Source organism: Mycobacterium uberis, from assembly GCF_003408705.1.
Taxonomy (GTDB): Bacteria; Actinomycetota; Actinomycetes; order Mycobacteriales; family Mycobacteriaceae; genus Mycobacterium; species Mycobacterium uberis.
Map to the genome: position 1 here is coordinate 1 of NZ_QAYL01000012.1, position 20,724 is coordinate 20,724.

Sequence of the window (20,724 nt, forward strand, 5' to 3'; positions counted from 1 at the left end):
CTGGCCGACCAACGGCAGCGAGCGCAGTCCATCACGGCCSTTCTCGAGTAACTGCTCATAGCCTGGCTGCAGCCGCAGCGTGGCGAGATGGTCGGCGACACCACCAATCGTAGGCGCATAGCTGCGACCATTATCATTGACCACGATGACCACCGGACGCGGCGTTGCCGCGATGTTGTTCAACGCTTCCCAACACATGCCGCCGGTAAGCGCCCCGTCACCAACCACTGCGACCACATGTCGGTTGCGATGTCCAGCCAGCTCAAATGCCTTGGCCAGACCGTCGGCATACGATAACGCAGCACTAGCATGGCTGGACTCCACCCAATCGTGTTCGCTCTCGGCGCGAGACGGGTACCCCGACAACCCGGCCTTTTTACGCAGGCTGTCGAAGTTCTGACAGCGACCCGTCAACATTTTGTGGACGTACGCTTGGTGACCGGTATCGAAGATGATCGGATCATGAGGTGAGTCGAACACCCGGTGCAGCGCCAGCGTGAGCTCGACGACACCCAGGTTCGACCCCAGATGACCCCCGGTGGCCGCCACTTTGTAGATAAGGAATTCACGGATCTCAGAAGCCAGATCCCGTAGCTGCCTCCGGGAAAGACCCTGCAAATCAACGGGCCCGCGGATCTGTTCCAACATTCCGTTAGTGTACGCAGGTAACGTAAGGATGAGCCCCGCTAAGCGGATAGCCGAACCACCTCTCTGGTAGCGTCAGCCTGCGGTGAGCCGAGAAGTCGGGTCGGCAGCCAGAGTCCTGCAACCCTGGAGTATGATGTGAGCCTCAATGTAGCCCACAACTAACGAACCACACAGACGTATTGTCAGCACATGCGCGCCGAGGACATCGCCGAGGACTTTCCGGCAATCAGCATCGATTCAAGTGCGTTAGACGCTGCTCGCATGCTTGCGGAGCACAGCTTGCCTGGACTCTTGGTCACCGACACGTCTGGCAAGCCCTACGCGGTTCTGCCCGCATCCCAGGTGGTGCGATTCATTGTGCCCCGGTATGTGCAGGATGATCCCTCACTGGCTGGTGTTCTCAACGAATCGACAGCCGACCGGGCTGCGGAAAAGTTGAGCGGCAAGAAGGTCCGCGACGTGTTGCCGGAACATCTCGTTGACGTCCCTCCGGTCAATGCCGACGACACCATCATCGAGGTAGCTGCTACCATGTCGCGGCTGCGAAGTCTACTGCTTGCCGTGGTCAAAGACGGACGGTTACTCGGTGTTATCACAGCGTCACGCCTACTAGGGGCGGCGCTGAGACATTGATCCCGACCAATGCAGTGACAAGTCGCCTGCGGACAGCAGCGCAGGAAGCTCGATGAGTGCCGTTGTGGTCACCGTGTTTGCGGTGACCTACGCACTGATATCTCATGATCGCTTTAACAAGACACTGGTGGCCCTGGCGGGAGCGGCGATCGTAGTCACCTTGCCGATTATCAATTCCGAAGACGTCTTCTACTCGCATGAGACCGGAATCGATTGGGACGTAATCTTTTTACTGTTGGGAATGATGATCATCGTCGGCATGTTGCGCCAAACCGGTATCTTCGAATACATTGCAATCTGGGCCGCCAAGCGTACGTATGGCTCCCCACTGCGCATCATGATCCTGCTGGTGCTGGTAACCGGCACGGCATCGGCTCTGTTGGACAACGTCACCACGGTGTTGTTGATCGCTCCGGTCACACTGTTGGTATGTGATCGGTTGACGATCAACGCAGCACCATTTCTGATGGCCGAAGTTTTTGCCTCCAACATCGGCGGCGCAGCAACCTTGGTCGGCGACCCACCCAACATCATCATTGCCAGTCGGGCGGGGTTGTCGTTCAACGATTTCCTGATCCATCTAGCGCCGGTTGTGCTCATTGTAATGACTGCCTTCGTTGCTCTGGTACCCCGCTTGTTCGGCCCGTTCGCAATCGACCCCGACCGAGTCGCCGACATCATGTCACTGGACGAGCGTGAAGCAATCCGCGATCGCGGGCTGCTCATCAAATGCGGCGTTGTTTTGTTACTGGTATTCGTAGCTTTCATCGCCCATCCGGTGCTACACATCGAGCCGTCACTGGTGGCGATGCTGGGCGCCGGCGTCTTGATCCTGATCGCCGACCTGGAGCGGTCCGATTACCTATCCAGCGTCGAGTGGGACACATTGCTGTTTTTCGCAGGCTTGTTCATCATGGTCGGGGCTTTGGTGAAGACCGGTGTAGTCAACCAGCTGGCGCGGGCAGCGACTACCTTGACCGGTGGCCACGAGTTACTCACCGTCGCCCTAATCCTCGGTGTCTCAGCTCTGGTGTCTGGCATCATAGACAACATTCCTTACGTGGCCACAATGACGCCCATTGTATCGGAGCTGGTCGCGGCCATGCCGAATCAAAGCCACACCGACACCCTGTGGTGGGCGCTGGCGCTAGGCGCCGACTTCGGCGGCAACCTTACCGCGGTTGGCGCCAGTGCCAACGTCGTTATGATCGGAATCGCTAAGCGGACAGGAGCTCTCATCTCATTCTGGGAATTCACCCGCAAAGGCATTGTGGTCACTATGGTCTCGACCGCTCTCGCGGGGATCTGCTTGTGGCTGCGTTATCTGGTGATGAGCTGAGCTCGGTTGCTCAGGTTGAGCTTAGCGTGAAATCGCCAAAACAGCACCGGAGTCGCAGCCAAAGCCAACAGCCAGATAAGGCCAATATACTAAATAGCCCAGGCCACCCAGAACGCCTTGGAGGCCAAGTAAAACTCGCAGGATACCAAAGGCGAGGTTTCAACCGGAATTGATAAACCACGGCAAGCAGGGCAGTCCCATGATCAGCATGCCAAGCGCGCGTACCATAGCTACACTCTGAACTTTGTTGCTGGCCATGACGATGATTATCAGCAGGGTCACCACAGTCGACAGACTGGACAGCAGTCCGATCAGAACCAGGCCGGGTCTCAGCAGACCACTGAATGATATCGTCGCGACGATATAGACCGTGGTCACCACAAGCACAGCAACTGCCCGATAGGCAAAAACACTCTCAACGAGACCAGGGCAACCCACAGCGCAATCAAGGTACCAGCGTCGACTTCGTCTAGTGTCAGTAATGCCACCAACGCACCGATGCTGATGCTGATGCATAGTCAGGATAAGCGGACAGTACGGACAAAGAATTTCTCACTCACACGATGACAACAGAAAGTGCGGTGGCCAAGCACAACGATCTACACTAGGCCGCCAAAGAGCTCACACTCGTGCTCACTAAGCATGGGCTGCAGTGTATGATTATGTACGCGCTTGCAGCTCCGCTGTTCACCGCACAAACCACCATAATCATTGAGGGAATCGGCGAAACGACTGCAGGCACATTCGGGCGCCGTTTCCGACTCACTCAAGATGTTCACCTCGGTCAGCCTGGCCGAATGCGTGCTCACCCCGGGTAGTCGTCGAGACCACTACCGGCTGCGCGACGACGCCTGGGCGGTCTTGTTCACCAATCAAAACTTCGTGATCTCGACCATGTAGACCGCCGAGGACGGGATCACCGCAACTAAGAGCTGGGCAGCGTTGCCCGAGACCGACTGGCCTAGATGCACGACCTCTACGCATTTCTACCGGGCTAGATCCCAGTACTGCTGTAACACTGGTGGCAGCAGGCTTCTTAGTGACCTAACAGGTCAACAATGCGACGCATTCGATGTGATGGTTCAGTGGGAACGCATCAAAGAACTTGATCTTCTTGACGACGTAACCATGACAACAGTAAAGCCCGATACCACGAGCGAAAGATGCATTCTCACAACCGACATGCACCACTCACAGGACCTCGGTTGCAATCAATAAGTCGACATCATCGCGTCCTGTGCCTGGCTGCGACGGAGCCAACACCGCTATAGCGGCGCCGGCTTGTTATACCACCAGCTCCCGTCTGACCAAATCGGGCCATGACGTCCACCTGCGGCAGATAGGCCAACGCGGGCGGCGAGCGCCGAGGTGTTAGGCGCGGTGTCGACGGCCAAACACCCATCAGGAGTACTCGACAGCATAATAAGCTAGCACCGCAGCGAAAACTCCTGCGCCACCCTATAAATATGCTGAAGCCAGGCTGTGCTCAGTCAAAGACCAGATTGCTGTAGACCGCCGTCGCATCCCGGTGCACCTCCCAAAAACCGCCACCGGCACCCACCAGCTACGTTGACCTACCCACTGCACCGCGTGATAGTTACCCTCGGTCGCCTTGGTCACGTTTCTGGTTGCGTTATATGTGGCCCCTCTCGCACCGTGCACACCACATAGCGCGCTGTACGTCGTCGACCGCATCGGTGCGGCTTAGTTGTGGGCGACCAGTCGATGTCGGCCAACCCATCCACCATTCCAGCCGGTAAGTGTGCACAGCTCGAATCGGTCACCAGTTTTGCCCTATACTATTCGGTCAAAACTCGGACGACAGTCCGGCCCGACGTCTAGCCGAACCCGGTGCCGTTCGCCCCAGTGATCGGGTACAACGACGTGGTTCGATTCGCCGACGACTCAATCACCTCGACAACTTCTGCGTGCCAATATTTAGAGCCGCGGTCAACGGTGCCTCACACCCATACTCATTCACCGAGCATACGTAGCGGACGAATACAACCCGACCTTCGTGGCGTGCAACACAGCTGCCGTCGTTCGCGAGGGCACCGGTGACCAGCATCAGTGCTCCGACAGCAGATGATATCGGCGCCTCGGGTTTCCCATCATGGGTAGCCGGTTTGGTGCTCACTCGAATATTCCACGACGAGTATCTCCTGAAGCCGCGTGCAATTGCAGCGCCCTGACACGCTCCGACGAATTCAATTGCCAAGGAACCGAAGTCACCATAACTCCGGGCATGAACAACAACCTGCTCTTGAGCCGCAGCGCACTCTGATTGTGCAGCAACTGCTCCCACCAACGGCCTACCACATACTCCGGGATGAATACCGTCACCACAGTGCGCCGCGACTCTTTGCTGACTCGTTTGACGTATTCGAGTACAGGACGGGTGATCTCGCGATACGGCGACGCAATAACCTTGAGCGGCACACTGACGTTGCTGTCCTGCCAAGTACGTACCAGCGCACGGGTTTCCACGTCATCTACGCTCACTGTAATCGCCTCAAGCGCATCTGGACGAGTCACCCGCGCGTAGGCCAGTGCACGCAGGGTCGGCAAGTGCAACTTCGACACTAGCACCAGGGCGTGATTGCGGCTGGGCAACATCACGTCATCTTGGGCAGTGGCTTGCTCCTCAAGCTCTCGGTTAACGTTGTCGTAGTGCTTGCGGATAAACTTCATGAGGATGAGCAACAAACCCATCGCAACTATCGCGATCCACGCACCGGCAAGGAATTTGGTGAACAACACGACCAGAAGAACTGCACCGGTGGATAGGAAACCGACCGTGTTGACCGCCCGCGAACGCATCATCTGACGACAGACCATAGCATCAGTCTCGGCGCACAGCAATCGGTTCCAGTGCCGGACCATGCCGATTTGGCTCAGCGTGAGCGATATGAACACACCGACAATGTACAACTGGATCAGCACGGTCAACTCAGCGCGGAACGCAATAATAGCCAAGAGGGCCGCTACCGACAAAAACAGGATTCCGTTGGAAAATGCCAGGCGATCTCCGCGATTATACAGTTGGCGGGGAAGATAGCTGTGTTGTGCCAGTACCGAACCAAGGACCGGGAAGCCGTTAAAAGCAGTGTTTGCCGCCAACACCAAGATCAGAGCAGTAACGATGGCGATGAGCAGAAACCCTATCCGGAAGCTGCCAAATACTGTCTCCGCTAGCTGTGTGACTAGAGTCTTCTGCAGATAGCCTGCTGGTACACCACCGAGCTGCGTTTCAGGATCCTCCACCAGCTTGACCCCGACCTGCCGAGCTAACACGATGATGCCAATCAGCAAACTTACCGCGATTGCGCCCAGCATCAGCAGGGTCGTTGCCGCGTTGCGCGACTTGGGTTTCTGAAAAGCCGGTACCCCATTGCTGATCGCCTCAACACCGGTCAGCGCTGCACAGCCCGAGGAGAACGATCGAGCCACCAGAAACACCAACGCGAAACCGACGACGTCACCGTGCGCGGCACGCATCTCGAAACCGGCCGATTCAGCCTGCAACGGATCACCCAACACAAAGATCCGGAACAGTCCCCAGCCGATCATGATCGAAACTCCCACGATGAACGCGTAGGTCGGGATAGCGAATGCCACCCCGGATTCACGAACCCCACGCAGGTTCAAGGCCATCATCATCAGGATCGCGGCCACACAGAACCACACCTTGTGTGCGGCCACGAACGGTACGGCAGAACCAATGTTCGACATTGCCGACGCCGTCGACACGGCCACAGTGAGTAGGTAATCCACCATTAGAGCACTCGCCACCGTGAGGCCGGCCGTGTCACCGAGGTTGGCAGCCACTACCTCGTAGTCGCCACCGCCCGACGAGTAGGCATACACGTTCTGCCGATAGCTGGCCACCACAACCAGCATCACCGCAGCCACCGCTAGACCTATCCATGGGGTTAACGAGTACGCCGCCACACCAGCCACCGAGAGCATCAAAAAGATTTCCTCGGGAGCATAGGCCACCGAGGAGATCGCATCAGAAGCGAAGACCGGCAATGCGATCCGCTTAGGCAACAACGTGTGACTCAGCCGATCACTGCGAAACGGCCGACCAATGAGCAAGCGTCGCGCGGCAGTTGAAAGTTTATACACGAAAGCCAAGAGTAAGCCTACCTGGGTTTGGCGGTAGTGTTCTATTAGACGGGAATGGCCCGGACCGAAATCGGCTGGCCAACCCGGGTTGTCTATTGGTCAAGATGCGCAAGAATCAGCCAAGAGGACCTCTAGAGGCGGGTGAGGTCTTCGCTGGCTGGCCGCCTATTCCGGATCGATCACGACGTCGCGGTGATCGATCTCCAAAGCCCCGCCTCCAAACGGCTCAGCTCGGAGTTCGTCGACGAACGGGTGTTGGGCTAGGAGTTAGACCGCAATGTTCTATTTCGGGCGGGCATCGAGGAGGCCGGCGCGTTCGCCGCAGTGTCCTCAGGCGACAATTCCAACATCATCTCGACGTAGTTGGCTCGGGAGACCTTCGGTATGAAGCGAGTGGTTGCCCACATCTACGACGCCAAGCACGCTGAAGCCTAGAACACTTTGGCATCCCCACAATCGCCACCGCGCCCTGGACCACCGATCGCCTGCTCAACGCGCTTACCCGAGAGACCTAGATCGCTAAACGACGTGATCCAACCGGTACCGTCACCGTCGCCGAAGTCATGTTGCACGAGAACTGGATGGGGCACCAGACTACCGGCGCTCGCGTAGCCTTCTTGATACGGTTCGGAGCCAGTGTGTCGCCGGAATCTAAAATCGGTATCCAGGCCGGCGATCAAGTCTACATCGCCGCGATAGCCGGTCGCGCTGCCGAAATGGTAACCATCGCGGCCTTGCCATCCAGTGAAGACCTCAAGGTGGGTACAGGGCTATGGAGGTTAAGGCACGCATTCCAGCCAGTGTGGCTAGGGTTGAGGAATGGTTCGAATGGAAGTAGCCCGCCGAGGCCAGCGCTGTTAGCTACTCGGTCACCTGTGAACTCGTGGGGAACAGTCACGATGTGAACCCGATAGAGCACAACGCCGCCCATGTCGAAATCAACGACATACCCCGCCTTGCACTGGTGGCTAGGCGACACATGCAAGCTGAGTCTGTTCGAGTCGGTACATCTCGAGGGTTCCGATGTTGTCGTCGCCACGACCGGCGATGACAAGGTCAATGTAGTCCTAAGCCTCTTGGCCAAAACCGAATTCGCGGTACCCTGGACGATAGCCCGAGTCAGCGATCCTCGCAACGAATAGCTGTTACCGACACCTGAGGTGTGAATAGAGCGGTGTTGACCCCGCGTATGCTGACCTCGCTGATCGAGATCGCCCTGCCCGGCAACTAGTCACGGCCAGTGTTGGTTTCCAGCTCGACACCAGCGGGTCTGGCTGTCGCACTGTCAGCAACGTCGCCGGTGGGCAATATGGCAGACTGAACTGCCTTGATTGTCGCATACGTCACTAGTGCAGCCATCGCGGTCGGCGGTGGGACCATCCCGATCCGCACCGCCCTCAGTCAACTAGTCTGGTCGGCATCATAGAGATACCGCTGAACCACGAAGCGGGTGCCGAACACCAAAACCTAGCCGAGCGTGGCGATGTCGAACGCGTATACCGTACAGCGCACCTCACATCACGCTTACTGGCCCAGCTCCAGAGGTAGGCGACCAGGGGCCAACAAATTAAGGATCGACACCGCGAAGACCACCACCCGCAGCAACGACATCCAGATGCCCAGCAGGAAATCACCCTTGGACTCCCTCACGATGTAGACGATCAACACATACCACGACCCAAAGAATCCGGAGATTGCCGGCTGCATCGATTCCCGGCAAATCAACCCCCAAAACACGACCAGCACAGCCACATCCAGTGCGCTTTTGATCGCAGGTAGCGAACCAGACACGCTGGAAACCATCAAAAAAGTCACCACAGGCAGCGACAAAATAAATTAAGATCTGGCCACCCCAGCCTACCTGAACTGCGCCAGCACGTGCTCCGGGCCGGCGCGGCTAGCGAACACGCGATACACACGAGTGCAGCGGCGGTGTGGATAGCGTCCGTACTTTTGAATCGCTGGCAGCCGTCACCATTGAACTTCGTAACACGGATTTTAGATGGCCTTGCCCCCGTTGTTAAACTGAGGTAGCCGACCCCGTACCCACAGCATCCACCTCGAGTCTATGCCGGGATCCGATTCTGACCCAACCACACCAGCGTGGAAGGTGTCACTACCGGAGAACAATTCGGCGTGGGCCCCGCCAGCGCATCCTTTGCCGTTGGTTTCCAATGTTACTGCAGCGTACCCACCATGATGACCTCCTGGCCACGACGACAATCAATCTCACATTGGGCGCCGAACGCTAATTACCTCAGTCAGATAACTCCTCAGAATCGCGTTGCTCCAGGTCCTTCGTCAACTGACGGGGCAGCCGGCACAGATAATCTGGGGCCCTCATGGCCATCCTTGACACTGGCCATCCAGATATCAACCTTTCCATCTGTGCCAACGGCCACCGTAGACCTGTTGGTTCCCCGGCACCACAACCGGGCAATATCAAGGGGTGGCTATCAATTTACGTGATGTTACAACCGTGTTGTTGCCTGGCACCGGATCCGACGACGACTACGTCTATCGGGCATTTTCAGGACCACTACACCGGGTCGGCGCGGTCGTGCTGACGCCGCCACCCCAGCCAGACCGGCTGATCGACGGCTATCTGTCCGCTTTGGACGAGGCTGCGTGCGCAGGTCCGATCGGTGTCGGCGGTATCTCGATCGGTGCAGCGGTGGCTGCCGCGTGGGCGCTTGCTCATCCCGAGCTCGCCGTCGCCGTACTGGCCGCGCTGCCAGCCTGGACCGGACCACCAGGATCAGCGCCAGCTGCCCTCGCGGCACGATATTCGGCATCGCAGTTATGTCGCGATGACCTGGCAGCGACCACGACGCAGCTGCGGGCATCAAGCCCACCTTGGTTGGCCGACGAACTGGCCCGCTCGTGGCGCAGACAGTGGCCACGGCTGCCCAAAGCTATGGAGGAAGCAGCGGCATACGTCGCACCGAGCTGCGCAGAGCTGGCCCAGTTAGCCGCGCCACTGGGGGTAGCCGCCGCGGTCGATGATCCGATCCACCCGCTGCAGGTTGGTGTAGATTGGGTGACTGCCGCGCCACACGCCGCATTGCAGACGGTGACGCTCAACCAGATTGGCACAAACACCGCCGCACTGGGTGCTGCCTGCCTGGCCGCCCTCGCACTCACCTAATCCAGCGACAATGTGCACGGGGAATCGGAACGTGAAGAAGTGGGATTAGCCGCCCGTCGTGCTACGCAACTGCTGCATCGCCGATCCTGCGGCACCGCGGCGTGGAACCGGCGCTCGTGATTGCCGTTGCGCGTCAGCTTGTTGCGCTGCAGCGGCCTCACGCAGCTGCACAGCCATGGGCTCAGGCAGCTGCACTGGCAACGGCGTCCGCACCGGCAGGGGCGTATCGCCACGACGAACAACGGTATCCGCTAACGCTGCGCGGGCCTCCTCGCTCAACACATCGATAGTCTCCAGCGGACCATTCACCACACAGCGGATCATCCACCGGTAGCCATCGATTCCGATGAAGCGTACCACGCCAGTGACGGTACCAACCACTTCTCGCCCCCACGGACCGTCTTTAATAGTGACTTTGGCAGAGTCGTTGCGCAGCGAGTCTGCAAGTTCATTGGCCACCTCACGCCATAGACCACCCGTCTTAGGGGCCGCATAGGCGGCGATGGTGAAACGACCGTTAGGTGTGACAATCCACACCGCGTTCGGCACCCCAGCATCGGTGAGCTCGACCTGCAGCTGACCCCCTTCCGGCACAGGAATCAGCACCGAGCCCAGATCGAGTCGAGCTAGCTCAGCGACCGCAGGATCCTCGAAGTCGTCGATGTCGAACGGGCCCTCCAGCTCGTCCAACTCTTCGAAGTCAGGCCCGTTGGCCGCTGGCAGCCCAGTATCTTTTGGTTCTACGGATTCGGTCAACGCACGGCTCGCGTCGTCTTTGCCGTCTTTGCCTGTGCGTCTACCGAATGCGGCCATAATCGCCGCTCCTCCCTATCGCTTCGCTCTACATCGTCGTCGGCGGTCACAAACTCGCATGCCCTCCGGAGGAACCGTGACCGCTATCGCCACGGGACGTCTCGGCCAGCCCGGTCTCGTCAAACGACGAGACCTCAACCAGCTCAACCAACTCAACCCGCTGCACGAGTAATTGGGCGATACGGTCACCGCGATGGACCACGATGGGCTCCACTGGATCCAAGTTAATCAGCGTGACCTTGATCTCGCCGCGGTAGCCCGAATCGATGGTGCCCGGACTGTTGACTATGGAAAGCCCCACCTGCGCGGCCAATCCTGAACGCGGGTGGACCAATCCAACCATTCCGAAAGGGATGGCGACCGCCAAACCCGTCTGCACCAAGGCACGTTGCCCGGGTACCAGCTCGATACCTTCGGCACTGTAGAGATCAACCCCGGCATCGCCGTCATGGGCCCGGCTAGGGAGCGGGAGCCCGGGGTCGAGACGAACAACGGTCAGACTGGTCAACACGGGGCCACAGACTACCCTTGACCTCGTGCCTGGTACCCGTGTCGCACCGCACAGCGTACGATATCGTGAGCGATTGTGGGTGCCATGGTGGTGGTGGCCGTTGGCCTTCACACTGGCGGCGCTCATCGCGTTCGAAGTCAACTTAGGTGTTGCCTCACTACCCGGTTGGCTACCGTTCGCAACACTGTTCACAGCGGCGGCCGGGACATTGCTATGGTTGAGCCGGGTTGAGATCCAAGTAACCGCGGATGCTGCCGTTGGGGACAACACCGAACTATGGGCAGGAGACGCGCACCTGCCCGTCACCGCGATCGCCCGGACAGCTGACGTCCCGCACTCGGCCAAATCGGCAGCGTTGGGCCGCCAGCTCGACCCAGCGGCTTATGTGCTGCACCGGGCGTGGGTTGGACCGATGATTCTGGTCGTGCTCGATGACCCAGATGACCCGACACCCTACTGGCTGGTAAGTTGCCGTCACCCGGAGCGAGTGCTGTCGGCGTTACGCAGCTGACCGATCAGGCCGCACAGTCAGTGCAAATCATGACGCCGTCCTTCTCACTGGCTAGCCGGCTGCGGTGCTGTACCAAGAAGCAGCTTGAACAGGTGAACTCGTCGGGCTGCTTAGGCATAACGCGGACCGACAACTCCTCGCCAGAAAGATCAGCTCCAGGCAGCTCGAAAGATTCAGCAGATTCGGATTCGTCGACGTCGACCACCGCCGACGCCGCCTCGTGCCGTCGTGCTTTCAGCTCCTCCAGCGAGTCCTCTGAGACGTCGTCAGTCTCGGTCCGCCGCGGAGCATCATAGTCGGTAGGCATGTCCTATTCCCCTCATATGCCCTTATAACCTCAAGCAACGCTTTGTACCAGCATCGAACGCATCCACCAAACGATTCGTGCCCTTATTCTTACCCATTCAAGCGCGATTTACGTCACACCATCATTTTGACCCTTGCACCCGGTTTCGAACAGTGCGTTTTAGAGTGCAGCTGTGGTAACACAAATCACCGAGGGTACTGCTTTCGACAAGCACGGTAGGCCCTTTCGGCGACGTAATGCCCGCCCTGCCATCTTCGTGATGATGTTCTTGGTCATAGTGACAGGCGTGTCGTGGACTATTGCACTCACCCGACCAGCGAAGGTTCGTGAGGCCGAAGTGTGTAACCCACCTACCCAGCCAGTTGGGTCGACACCGATCCAACTAGGCGAACAGGTATCACGGGCGGGGATGACCGACGTTACACCCGCCAAACTCAGCGACACCAAGGTCCGCGTACTCAATGCCAGCGGCCGGGGCGGTCAAGCCGCCGACATCGCCGACGAACTGCGGGATCTAGGCTTCACCCAGCCAACCGCCGCCAACGACCCGATCTACGCCGACACCCGACTGAACTGCCGAGGCCAGATCCGTTTCGGGACCGCCGGACAAGCCACCGCAGCTGCCGTATGGCTGGTGGCACCGTGTACCGAGTTGCTGCACGACAGCCGCGCCGACGACTCGGTTGACCTCGCACTGGGCACTGACTTCACCGCGCTGGCGCACAACGACGACATCGACGCCGTATTGGCCAGTTTGCGTCCCAACGCCACCGAGCCGTCAGACCCCACACTGCTGCAAAAGGTCCACGCCAACAGCTGCTGATCCTTGAGTACGGAATGGGCGCCAGGACGTCGAATCGCTGCAAGATAGCCAACAACGCGTCGGCGATTCCAGGCGCGGCAGCTACCACCAATTTGGCACCACCCAAGGACTCGTTCCGCGTGGACAACTACACATAGACCCCCGCTCCCGACGCGATCAACGCACCAGCCGCGCAGTCCCCTGCCTGCACTTTGTTCTCGTAAATTAAGGCATCCAGCTGGCCCGCCGTGACCAGACAGAGGTCTAGAACCGCCAAACCAATGCAACATACATCACGGACCACCGGTAGCGTCTGAGCTAACAAAGCCGCCTAGGTGACATGACGGCTCGCCGAAGTATCCGAAGCCAGTGCCCAGCAGCGCCATCGACAATGCTGCATCGCAGCCACTCGCGTATCCTGCTCACCAAGGCTATGCGGATATGCGCGCCGAGGCCGCTCACCGCCAAATACACGCGACCGACAACGACTTCAACGACCACCGACACGCCGTCAACCTAGGCTGTGACTGACATCACTTAAGCCGGGATCCCTTAGACAAAATTCATCGCGCCATCAATGGGGGCCAAGCACCCAGATAACCGTGCCTGTGAGCGTACCGACCAGATCGGCGGGCCCGTCCTCTCCTCGCCAAGGATCAGGTCACCGGGCCGTAGGTGAGCGATCCGATCACTCAACAAACGTTCTGTCTCGATGTCGACGACAGTCACCGGATCGGTCGGAGTGTTTTTTCGCGCGTACTACGCCGCCGGCGGCGGCACCCAGGTCGGTGCCAAAAACCTCAACTCGGCAACGTCGAACGAACGCAGCAGCCTCGACGGCCAGTCAATTCGGCTATGCAGCACAGCCATGCAGGATCGTTGTCAGATCCTGTCATGTCACCGGATTATCGCATCACAGTCATCACAAGATGCCAGACATCCTACTCGCCTCGTCTCCGGACCGGACCACAAATTACCCAACCCTCATTAACAGGCATAACCCCCCTCATCGCCGGGCTAAGGTGAGCGGACAACCAAATCTCGCCTTAGGAGATTTCGATGACGAGCATCAACGCGATCGTGGGGACCTCTCCCCTGAGCGACACGACCGGTACAACACTATGGCACCGTGGATTCGGCATCGACGTCGGCGGCAGTGGCATCAAAGGCGGTATCGTCGACCTCGACACCGGGCAGCTGATTGGTGACCGCATCAAACTGCTAACCCCGCAACCGGCTACTCCATTGGCGGTCGCCAAGACCATCGCCAAGGTCGTCAACGCGTTCGGATGGACCGATCCCCTGGGGGTGACCTATCCCGGTGTCGTCACCCACGGCATCGTCCGAACGGCAGCCAACATGGACGGCTCCTGGACTGGCACCAATGCCCGCAATGTCATCAGCGCTGAGCTGAACGGCCAGGAAATCACGATTCTCAACGATGCGGACGCGGCTGGTCTTGCCGAGGAGCGCTATGGGGCGGGCAAAAACAACTCTGGCCTGATTGTTCTGCTCACCTTCGGTACTGGAATCGGATCCGCAGTCATCCACAACGGGACGCTGATTCCTAATACCGAGTTCGGACATCTCGAGGTCGGCGGTAAGGAGGCCGAACAACGAGCGGCATCGTATGTCAAAAACAAGCACGAGTGGAGCTACAAAACATGGGCCAAACAGGTAACAATGGTGCTGATCGCCATCGAAAACGCAATATGGCCTGACCTGTTCATTGCCGGCGGCGGCATCAGCCGCAAAGCCGACAGATGGATACCACTGCTTGAAAACCGCACCCCGGTGGTGGCCGCTACCCTGCAGAACACAGCCGGCATAGTTGGTGCTGCCATGGCCTCCACCGCAGATGTGACGTACTGAATTTTGCCGGGTGGGGCAATCTGAGCACACACCACCGTTACAATGGTCACCGACGGTCGCCTGACCGATAGCGTGCGAGTACTCACGCTGATATCTAACGCTGACATTCGACATAGCAGACACTTTCGGTTATTTATGCCTAAACCCGCCGGAAGTGAGTCCGACCGAAGGGGTGTATGTGGCAGCGACCAAGACAAGCCCGGCAACCGATCAGCCGGTGAAGCGCACCGCCATCAAGACGCCTACGAAGCGATCGGCAGCGAAGGCTGGAAATGGCTCCGTCCCCGCAAAACGAGCGACCAAGACAGCATCCCGGGCCACCAAACCCGCGACGCCCCCCCAGGCCGGTGGAACAGACGACGCTGCGAAGAAGACCCGTATCTCGGCCAAAAGCACCACTGCAAAGGCACCGTCCACTCGAGGCCACACGCCTAAAACCTCGGCAGCCAAAGAGGTCCTGAACGATCTCGAGACCACCCTAGACGTCCTCGACGCCGACACCATTGTCGACGACCTCGATGCCGAACCGGATCTCGACGTTGAGCCCGGCGAGGATATCGACATTGACGCCGCCGACCTCCGTCTTGACGACCTCGAAGACGACGACGTAACAATCGACGTTGAGCCAGGTGATACCGAGGATGGTGAAGCCACCGCGGCCCCCAAGACCAGCGAAGCTTCCACCGATGATGACGAAGAAATCGCTGAACCGACCGAAAAAGACAAAGCTTCCGGTGATTTCGTCTGGGACGAAGACGAATCCGAGGCGTTACGTCAGGCCCGTAAGGATGCCGAGCTTACCGCGTCAGCGGACTCGGTGCGCGCCTACCTCAAACAGATCGGTAAAGTGGCCCTGCTCAACGCCGAGGAAGAGGTTGAGCTGGCCAAACGCATCGAAGCCGGTCTCTATGCAACCCAGCTGATGACTGAGCTGGCTGAGCGTGGCGAGAAGCTGCCCGCCGCCCAGCGCCGCGACATGATGTGGGTCTGTCGCGACGGTGATCGCGCGAAAAACCATCTTTTGGAAGCTAACCTGCGGTTGGTGGTTTCGCTGGCCAAGCGCTACACCGGCCGCGGGATGGCATTCCTCGACTTGATCCAGGAAGGAAATCTGGGCCTGATCCGCGCAGTCGAGAAATTCGACTACACTAAAGGCTACAAGTTCTCCACTTACGCCACGTGGTGGATCCGCCAGGCCATCACCCGCGCCATGGCCGACCAAGCTCGCACCATCCGTATCCCGGTGCACATGGTTGAGGTAATCAACAAACTCGGCCGCATTCAGCGCGAACTACTACAGGATCTGGGCCGCGAGCCCACACCTGAAGAGCTCGCAAAAGAGATGGACATCACACCGGAGAAGGTACTGGAGATCCAGCAATATGCCCGTGAACCTATCTCGTTGGATCAAACTATCGGCGACGAGGGCGACAGCCAACTGGGCGATTTCATCGAAGACAGTGAAGCGGTGGTGGCCGTAGACGCGGTGTCGTTTACGTTGCTGCAAGACCAGCTGCAGTCGGTGCTGGAGACCCTCTCCGAGCGCGAAGCCGGCGTAGTACGGTTACGCTTCGGCCTCACTGACGGCCAGCCTCGCACCCTCGACGAAATCGGCCAGGTCTACGGCGTGACCCGAGAACGCATCCGTCAGATCGAATCCAAGACGATGTCGAAGTTGCGCCACCCCAGCCGTTCCCAGGTCTTGCGCGACTACCTTGATTAGCAGCATCCCAGAACACGCGTTTCCATAGGCCGCCCTGTACGTTATGAACAGGGGTCAGAAGTCGTAGCCGCCGATCATCGCTGAAGGTATCGACCAACCACCTATCGCTTGTAGACGGTGGACGTGGTCGGTGAGATTAAGAAGTTGTGCCTAAGGAACAAGCCCCTTTCCAAGCATTGTGGCCGCGCATTCTCGAGACGAAGGATGCTCTCCCGCCAGTAACGAGAGTTCGCCAGTAAACGAGAACTGTGCAGACCAGCTCGGTGCTAGTGGCCTCACTCTGAGTCGAATAGTGCACCAACGCCACCTCGTTGGCGTTGGTGCCCTCATGTCCCGTATCGGCAGTGTAGAAGAAATCGGGCAGGGAACCAACACGATTTTGTTGGCTCTAACACACGCCTGCAGCAACGAGGGCCTCGGAGTCGTGTGGGCCGAGCCAGGACGTCTTCGGCCAATGCGTCGAACACAAACTGCGACCCTAGCTACTACCAGATCGGTTCAGCTCGATAACCGTAGGTGACTTCGTTGATCGTTACCCACCAACAGTCACCCGTGCTCAAACAAGCCGAGTCGATCGAGCAGGAAACCACCTACCTGCGACACAACCGACAAGGGGCTGTAATGTTCCCCATAAAGATATAAAATGCGTGAGTGAAGTGGCGGCAAATGCAGCGGCTACCCGATCGGGCGGATGCTGTCGGCTAAACCACGCAGCAGCTTAGGCGTTGGAATGCCGGATTGGGTCGTTGAGGATCAGCTCAGCGTCAACATTGCTAGCGAGTGGGCTGAAGCCACCGTGGGCCAAAACGACGAAAGCAGATACGGCGATAGTCGGTCACCGATTGCCATTGGAACCAAACCGAATGACGTCGCCGAGGGCATCCTGCCCAGTGACGGGCCTGCTAGACAGCAATCATTCTTTGGTTGAGGTACACAGACGACTGCCTCCGGACTGGCATGTCTTTGACGGTTCGTTGCACGGCTCTGCCATGGCGTGCAGAGCCAACTGGCCCCACCCCCGCGCAATTCGTTGACAAGCACAGCATCCGCGCGTCTTCGGAGATGACGATTCTGGCCGGCATGCCACTGTTAACAAAGCATTATAACCGTTTGTCATCGAACATGTTTCGCGAGTTGATAAACTCAAGTCTCGCGTCTCAGTATTCCTGCGATCGCATGCCTGTCAGCCACAACAGCGCTTCGTCCGAATCGGACTTCGAATCACGGTCGGTTACTCGCGCGCGGTGTGAGTGAGCCTACACGTCGCAGTGGCCAAGACTACCGACGCCGGGCTTGCCAGTAGCATTGCCACCCAGACGTAAGGCGCTTTGCGCTCGCATCGAAAGTGCGCTCACCGACGTCGTCCGTGCTCGTATCTATGTGACAGGCATATCGCGCTGGCGCGAAGTCGTAGCAGTACACACAGGCTTTCAGTCACATACGCCTGGTAGTCACAACGGTTTGAGGTGTCTGCTACTAATTGCACCGGAGCTGTTGGTGGAGATTGAAGCTGACACCTACTTGGAATCCTGAAATCCCGTGACCGACAGGACGGTGCCATTGGGCCCCAGCAGGTACGAAGTCATTCTGATCGCAGCGCGCACCGAAAACCAACCGTACAGATGCGGGAAAAGCATTGACTCAGGATCCGTGGCCACTCTTGGTTCCTAACGCATCGGTTAGTCGAGTTCGCTCGGATTGATACCTAGCAAAAACAAGTCATCACAGCCGCGGTACAACCAGTAAATTAGTGATTCTACTTGCTCAAGTGTCGATAGTACGGATGAACACGGCACTGTTCGCTACACTGCACGGATCGGGGTAGAACCCCGCCACAGCGGTGGGGTTCTCCCATTACCTTTACACTTCATACACCGCAAAGATGCACCAGTGCGCCACGAAGCAGGGCCATGCTAGTTACCAAATCCCGGGAGATCGAAATTCGTGATAAATGACACATATTCTAGCAGCTGGGGAACAAGGCGAAAATCGCTGACGTCTGAGACAGTGTAGGCACGCCAGAACGGAGAGGAGCCATGAACGCAACTCTGGCCAGTCCCGAACTGACTAGGGCAGATCGCTGCGACCGCTGCGGCGCAGCAGCGCGTGTGCGGGCCAAGCTGCCTTCGGGAGGCGAACTGCTCTTCTGCCAGCATCACGCGAACGAACACGAAGCGAAGCTAACTGCATTAGCAGCCGTGATTGAAATCAGCAAGCCCTAGAACACATCGGAGTGCGCGATCTGCATTGGCGACTTTCATAATCACAGCAAATACTCATTAATTCACGCGGCGACGTCTTTTTAATCGTTTTTTGCTACTTGACTGGGTAGGGGTGTTTTGATGTTGGTCGGCGTGTCTTATGGGGTGAGGGGCCCTTGGCTTTTGGAGGTCTAGGTGTTGCTAAGTGTTCAGCTGATGAAGGGAGCTAAGGGTTGTGACCGGGGTGATGACATTGTTGTTTAGGCTGCCAGGAGTTATGGGTGGAGCGTGTCTAACACCGTGACAATGAGCCGTCAGCGCCAGGGTGTCCAGGATATGGAATGGTCTTCACGTCCGGCCAAGGAATATGTGAGCAGTTCACCGATAGATCTTTCTATTCTCTACGGTACAGAGCTAATCCTGGCGTGGTAGCGCAAGACCTGATCGCGGTGCACGCGAGGTTACTGGTAGCGTTGTGCTGCAACGGGCGCCGTGTGGATTGAACCGGTTTTGTGGACCTGGCCGGCAATCAGGACCTGTTGGGACAGGTTGTAGGGCCGCACCGCGAAACCCGGACATCGACTAGTTTGCCCAACGTGGTTCCTAGTTTTGCAATGGCATCAAATCCTTAGCCATCGATCCGGCCGCGGGCTACACGTCGGCGATCCACGCCGTGCTGCCGGGTGCCACGCTTGTTGTCGGCCATCAGGACACGCTCGCTAACGATGCACTGACCAAAGTACTCCGCCAGGTCACCTGGGAGCTGCGGGATCGCCGCGGCGACAAGCTTGATCCCGAGTGGGTCAATCAGTGACGCTTACTCAACTCTACGAGAACGACTATCCAACAAGCGCTTTATCAAGATATGGAACTAGATCCACGTCTAGAGGATCCCAGCGTCCGAGATCCTCTAGACGTGGATCGCCAAAAAATAACCGTACACCTTATCGTCTATCGTGCGGCTTGGCGAGGAACCGCATCTGACAAGACATCGCCTGCACCGCTTCCTGACGTGGCGCCTTGACTCCAACACCCCAGAACTGATCATCCGGGCTGGCACCGTCAACACTTGGTGATCCAAGATCAACCCGTTTCACCACCACTGGCATTACCAACTCACAAACCGCGGGCTACAACAACCTGACCAAGCAGGTCAAAAACGTCGGCTGCGGGTTCAACAACATGCACGGATACAGATCCCCCTACACCCGCAAACAATAGGCCACAACCCAGACCTCAAGCTAAGAACCCAACTAAAACCAAAGAGCTCCTTTGTCAGGGCCTAGATCAGTTGTTGACGCAATGGAAACGCACCGAATTACTTGGAGCTTCACTCTTGATGTCAAGCTCAACAAGCTGCCGGTGGTGTCCGGGGTTTTTCTACTCGGAGCATCCCGTATTTACAGTCAATGCTAGCGCAGTCGCAATCGTCGATTGCGTGTAGTGAGTTTGACGTACTACTTGGTCCAGCCCATCGAGTCGCGATGGGGCATTAATCACTAAATCCTGTAGCGCCTTGAATGCCTCGGTTTGTAACTTCTGTGCGCATCCAGCGCACGTCGCGGACGCGGTAGCTTGGGTGAGCAGTTGGTGGCACCGTGCCGTGGCCAACGTGGCAGCGCGCCGTCGGCGACGACCGGCCGCGCATGACAATCAGCAAGGTCACTACGGCGGTGGTGATAATGCTCAGTGTAGCCAGCAGCACGGCACGTATTGACGCACTAGATGACCTGTTGAATCCGTTGGTTGCAGCTACTACGGTGTCGCTCCAGTCGCGCTGGGCAGTACCGGCTCAATCTGGTGGTACTGCAGGTTACCTATTTGACTTTTGCTGATTCCTGGCAATGTATAAGAGACCAGGAAAGCATATGCGCGACTGACGGTGGCTACCGCCAGTAAAGCACTTTAGTCACCTAATTCGCTAGCTCGCCTGGTGCGCTGCGCCTAGTTCACCGTGCTCTGGCTAGAAAAGTCGTCAATGTAGAATCACCCATAACTGGACATGGCGATCTTCGCACAGCTTGTCGATGGTTGACGTGATGGTGGCGAGACTGGATTCCGGCAGTATGCCGGCGTTGTCGGTGATGT

20 protein-coding genes and 7 pseudogenes are annotated in these 20,724 nt (G+C 58.0%); 16 read left to right on the forward strand and 11 right to left on the reverse strand.

The genetic code is table 11. The features are described from left to right. Positions 1-648 (reverse strand): 1-deoxy-D-xylulose-5-phosphate synthase N-terminal domain-containing protein (locus MUBE_RS07950; protein ID WP_243632934.1); only part of this gene is annotated, 648 nt, incomplete at its 3' end. A gap of 189 nt (positions 649-837) precedes the next feature. On the opposite strand from MUBE_RS07950, the gene MUBE_RS07955 reads away from it, so the two are divergent. Beyond that, positions 838-1,281 carry a CBS domain-containing protein gene (locus MUBE_RS07955; protein ID WP_116540128.1) on the forward strand — a complete coding sequence of 148 codons (444 nt, stop codon included), beginning with the start codon at positions 838-840 and terminating at the stop codon, positions 1,279-1,281. A 52-nt stretch (positions 1,282-1,333) separates the two neighbouring features. Then, on the forward strand, positions 1,334-2,620 hold the full coding sequence (locus MUBE_RS07960) for an ArsB/NhaD family transporter (protein WP_116540129.1): 1,287 nt from the start codon (positions 1,334-1,336) through the stop codon (positions 2,618-2,620). Positions 2,621-2,641: 21 nt separating this feature from the next. Here the strand turns inward: MUBE_RS07960 and MUBE_RS17745 are convergent. Further along, positions 2,642-3,126 (reverse strand): annotated as a pseudogene (locus MUBE_RS17745) (ABC transporter permease); the annotation flags it as partial. A gap of 150 nt (positions 3,127-3,276) precedes the next feature. On the opposite strand from MUBE_RS17745, the pseudogene MUBE_RS19410 reads away from it, so the two are divergent. Beyond that, positions 3,277-3,517, forward strand: a pseudogene (locus MUBE_RS19410) (MarR family transcriptional regulator); the annotation flags it as partial. A gap of 1,236 nt (positions 3,518-4,753) precedes the next feature. Here MUBE_RS19410 and MUBE_RS07980 read toward each other — a convergent pair. Beyond that, the gene (locus MUBE_RS07980; RefSeq protein ID WP_116540131.1) at positions 4,754-6,748 is read right to left on the reverse strand and encodes an APC family permease; all 1,995 of its coding nucleotides are present in this window, start codon (positions 6,746-6,748) and stop codon (positions 4,754-4,756) included. A gap of 141 nt (positions 6,749-6,889) precedes the next feature. On the opposite strand from MUBE_RS07980, the pseudogene MUBE_RS07985 reads away from it, so the two are divergent. Continuing rightward, positions 6,890-7,512, forward strand: a pseudogene (locus MUBE_RS07985) (NAD-binding protein); the annotation flags it as partial. 119 nt (positions 7,513-7,631) lie between these two features. Then, positions 7,632-7,967 (forward strand): annotated as a pseudogene (locus MUBE_RS07990) (NAD-binding protein); the annotation flags it as partial. Positions 7,968-7,975: 8 nt separating this feature from the next. Here MUBE_RS07990 and MUBE_RS07995 read toward each other — a convergent pair. Together MUBE_RS07995 and MUBE_RS17755 are read right to left on the reverse strand one after the other, a co-directional pair. Continuing rightward, positions 7,976-8,581, reverse strand: a pseudogene (locus tag MUBE_RS07995) (DUF3159 domain-containing protein). Positions 8,582-8,746: 165 nt separating this feature from the next. Continuing rightward, positions 8,747-9,092, reverse strand: a pseudogene (locus MUBE_RS17755) (OB-fold nucleic acid binding domain-containing protein). Positions 9,093-9,197: 105 nt separating this feature from the next. On the opposite strand from MUBE_RS17755, the gene MUBE_RS08005 reads away from it, so the two are divergent. Next, positions 9,198-9,896 (forward strand): alpha/beta hydrolase, encoded by a 699-nt coding sequence (locus MUBE_RS08005; protein ID WP_116540132.1) that lies wholly within the window; start codon positions 9,198-9,200, stop codon positions 9,894-9,896. A 45-nt stretch (positions 9,897-9,941) separates the two neighbouring features. Here the strand turns inward: MUBE_RS08005 and MUBE_RS08010 are convergent, their stop codons facing one another. Both MUBE_RS08010 and dut read right to left on the reverse strand, forming a co-directional pair. Continuing rightward, the gene (locus MUBE_RS08010) at positions 9,942-10,709 is read right to left on the reverse strand and encodes a DUF3710 domain-containing protein (protein ID WP_116540133.1); all 768 of its coding nucleotides are present in this window, start codon (positions 10,707-10,709) and stop codon (positions 9,942-9,944) included. Positions 10,710-10,755: 46 nt separating this feature from the next. Next, entirely contained in the window at positions 10,756-11,220 is a 465-nt protein-coding gene (dut, locus tag MUBE_RS08015; RefSeq protein ID WP_116540134.1) for a dUTP diphosphatase, read from the reverse strand. A 25-nt stretch (positions 11,221-11,245) separates the two neighbouring features. Here dut and MUBE_RS08020 point away from each other — a divergent pair, with 25 nt between their 5' ends. After that, positions 11,246-11,731, forward strand: coding sequence for a DUF3093 domain-containing protein (locus tag MUBE_RS08020; RefSeq protein WP_116540135.1), 486 nt, complete (start codon positions 11,246-11,248; stop codon positions 11,729-11,731). A 4-nt stretch (positions 11,732-11,735) separates the two neighbouring features. Here the strand turns inward: MUBE_RS08020 and MUBE_RS08025 are convergent, their stop codons facing one another. Then, positions 11,736-12,038 (reverse strand): DUF4193 domain-containing protein, encoded by a 303-nt coding sequence (locus MUBE_RS08025; RefSeq protein WP_116540136.1) that lies wholly within the window; start codon positions 12,036-12,038, stop codon positions 11,736-11,738. Between the two features lie 172 nt (positions 12,039-12,210). Between MUBE_RS08025 and cei the strand changes: the two genes are divergently transcribed. Continuing rightward, complete coding sequence (gene cei / locus MUBE_RS08030; protein WP_116540137.1) at positions 12,211-12,861, forward strand: envelope integrity protein Cei; 651 nt, start codon at positions 12,211-12,213, stop codon at positions 12,859-12,861. 127 nt (positions 12,862-12,988) lie between these two features. On the opposite strand, the gene MUBE_RS20165 is transcribed toward cei, so the two are convergent. Further along, complete coding sequence (locus MUBE_RS20165) at positions 12,989-13,117, reverse strand: hypothetical protein (RefSeq protein WP_424399058.1); 129 nt, start codon at positions 13,115-13,117, stop codon at positions 12,989-12,991. Positions 13,118-13,209: 92 nt separating this feature from the next. Here MUBE_RS20165 and MUBE_RS20170 point away from each other — a divergent pair, with 92 nt between their 5' ends. Beyond that, positions 13,210-13,371, forward strand: coding sequence for a hypothetical protein (locus tag MUBE_RS20170; RefSeq protein WP_424399059.1), 162 nt, complete (start codon positions 13,210-13,212; stop codon positions 13,369-13,371). 21 nt (positions 13,372-13,392) lie between these two features. Here the strand turns inward: MUBE_RS20170 and MUBE_RS20175 are convergent, their stop codons facing one another. Beyond that, the gene (locus MUBE_RS20175; protein ID WP_424399060.1) at positions 13,393-13,569 is read right to left on the reverse strand and encodes an FIG domain-containing protein; all 177 of its coding nucleotides are present in this window, start codon (positions 13,567-13,569) and stop codon (positions 13,393-13,395) included. A 330-nt stretch (positions 13,570-13,899) separates the two neighbouring features. Here MUBE_RS20175 and ppgK point away from each other — a divergent pair, with 330 nt between their 5' ends. The 4 genes and pseudogenes from ppgK (at position 13,900) to MUBE_RS17760 (ending at position 17,968) form a co-directional block, all read left to right on the forward strand. Next, a complete protein-coding gene (gene ppgK / locus MUBE_RS08040; RefSeq protein ID WP_116540138.1) occupies positions 13,900-14,712 on the forward strand; it encodes a polyphosphate--glucose phosphotransferase in 813 nt (270 codons plus the stop codon). A gap of 178 nt (positions 14,713-14,890) precedes the next feature. Next, positions 14,891-16,435 (forward strand): RNA polymerase sigma factor, encoded by a 1,545-nt coding sequence (locus MUBE_RS08045; RefSeq protein WP_116540200.1) that lies wholly within the window; start codon positions 14,891-14,893, stop codon positions 16,433-16,435. A gap of 730 nt (positions 16,436-17,165) precedes the next feature. Then, positions 17,166-17,363, forward strand: coding sequence for a hypothetical protein (locus tag MUBE_RS08050; RefSeq protein WP_133297082.1), 198 nt, complete (start codon positions 17,166-17,168; stop codon positions 17,361-17,363). Positions 17,364-17,611: 248 nt separating this feature from the next. After that, positions 17,612-17,968: pseudogene (locus MUBE_RS17760) on the forward strand (RidA family protein). Here the strand turns inward: MUBE_RS17760 and MUBE_RS15755 are convergent. Next, the gene (locus MUBE_RS15755; RefSeq protein ID WP_165849772.1) at positions 17,953-18,093 is read right to left on the reverse strand and encodes a DUF952 domain-containing protein; all 141 of its coding nucleotides are present in this window, start codon (positions 18,091-18,093) and stop codon (positions 17,953-17,955) included. The pseudogene MUBE_RS17760 and the gene MUBE_RS15755 sit on opposite strands and share 16 nt — an antisense overlap. A gap of 378 nt (positions 18,094-18,471) precedes the next feature. Here MUBE_RS15755 and MUBE_RS08060 point away from each other — a divergent pair, with 378 nt between their 5' ends. The 3 genes from MUBE_RS08060 to MUBE_RS08075 all read left to right on the forward strand — a co-directional run bounded on the left by MUBE_RS08060 (position 18,472) and on the right by MUBE_RS08075 (position 20,471). Continuing rightward, positions 18,472-18,657, forward strand: coding sequence for a DUF7455 domain-containing protein (locus MUBE_RS08060; RefSeq protein WP_116540140.1), 186 nt, complete (start codon positions 18,472-18,474; stop codon positions 18,655-18,657). Between the two features lie 598 nt (positions 18,658-19,255). Continuing rightward, on the forward strand, positions 19,256-19,450 hold the full coding sequence (locus MUBE_RS08065; protein ID WP_116539437.1) for a transposase: 195 nt from the start codon (positions 19,256-19,258) through the stop codon (positions 19,448-19,450). A gap of 784 nt (positions 19,451-20,234) precedes the next feature. Next, positions 20,235-20,471, forward strand: coding sequence for a hypothetical protein (locus MUBE_RS08075; protein WP_116540142.1), 237 nt, complete (start codon positions 20,235-20,237; stop codon positions 20,469-20,471). Positions 20,472-20,724 lie beyond the last annotated feature (253 nt).

Coding starts and splice junctions, on each gene's coding strand:
- MUBE_RS08050 (WP_133297082.1), top strand. CDS start 17,166: ATGCCGGATTGGGTCGTTGAGGATCAGCTCAGCGTCAACATTGCTAGC.
- MUBE_RS08010 (WP_116540133.1), bottom strand. CDS start 10,709: ATGGCCGCATTCGGTAGACGCACAGGCAAAGACGGCAAAGACGACGCG.
- MUBE_RS08060 (WP_116540140.1), top strand. CDS start 18,472: ATGAACGCAACTCTGGCCAGTCCCGAACTGACTAGGGCAGATCGCTGC.
- MUBE_RS07960 (WP_116540129.1), top strand. CDS start 1,334: ATGAGTGCCGTTGTGGTCACCGTGTTTGCGGTGACCTACGCACTGATA.
- MUBE_RS07955 (WP_116540128.1), top strand. CDS start 838: ATGCGCGCCGAGGACATCGCCGAGGACTTTCCGGCAATCAGCATCGAT.
- MUBE_RS08025 (WP_116540136.1), bottom strand. CDS start 12,038: ATGCCTACCGACTATGATGCTCCGCGGCGGACCGAGACTGACGACGTC.
- ppgK (WP_116540138.1), top strand. CDS start 13,900: ATGACGAGCATCAACGCGATCGTGGGGACCTCTCCCCTGAGCGACACG.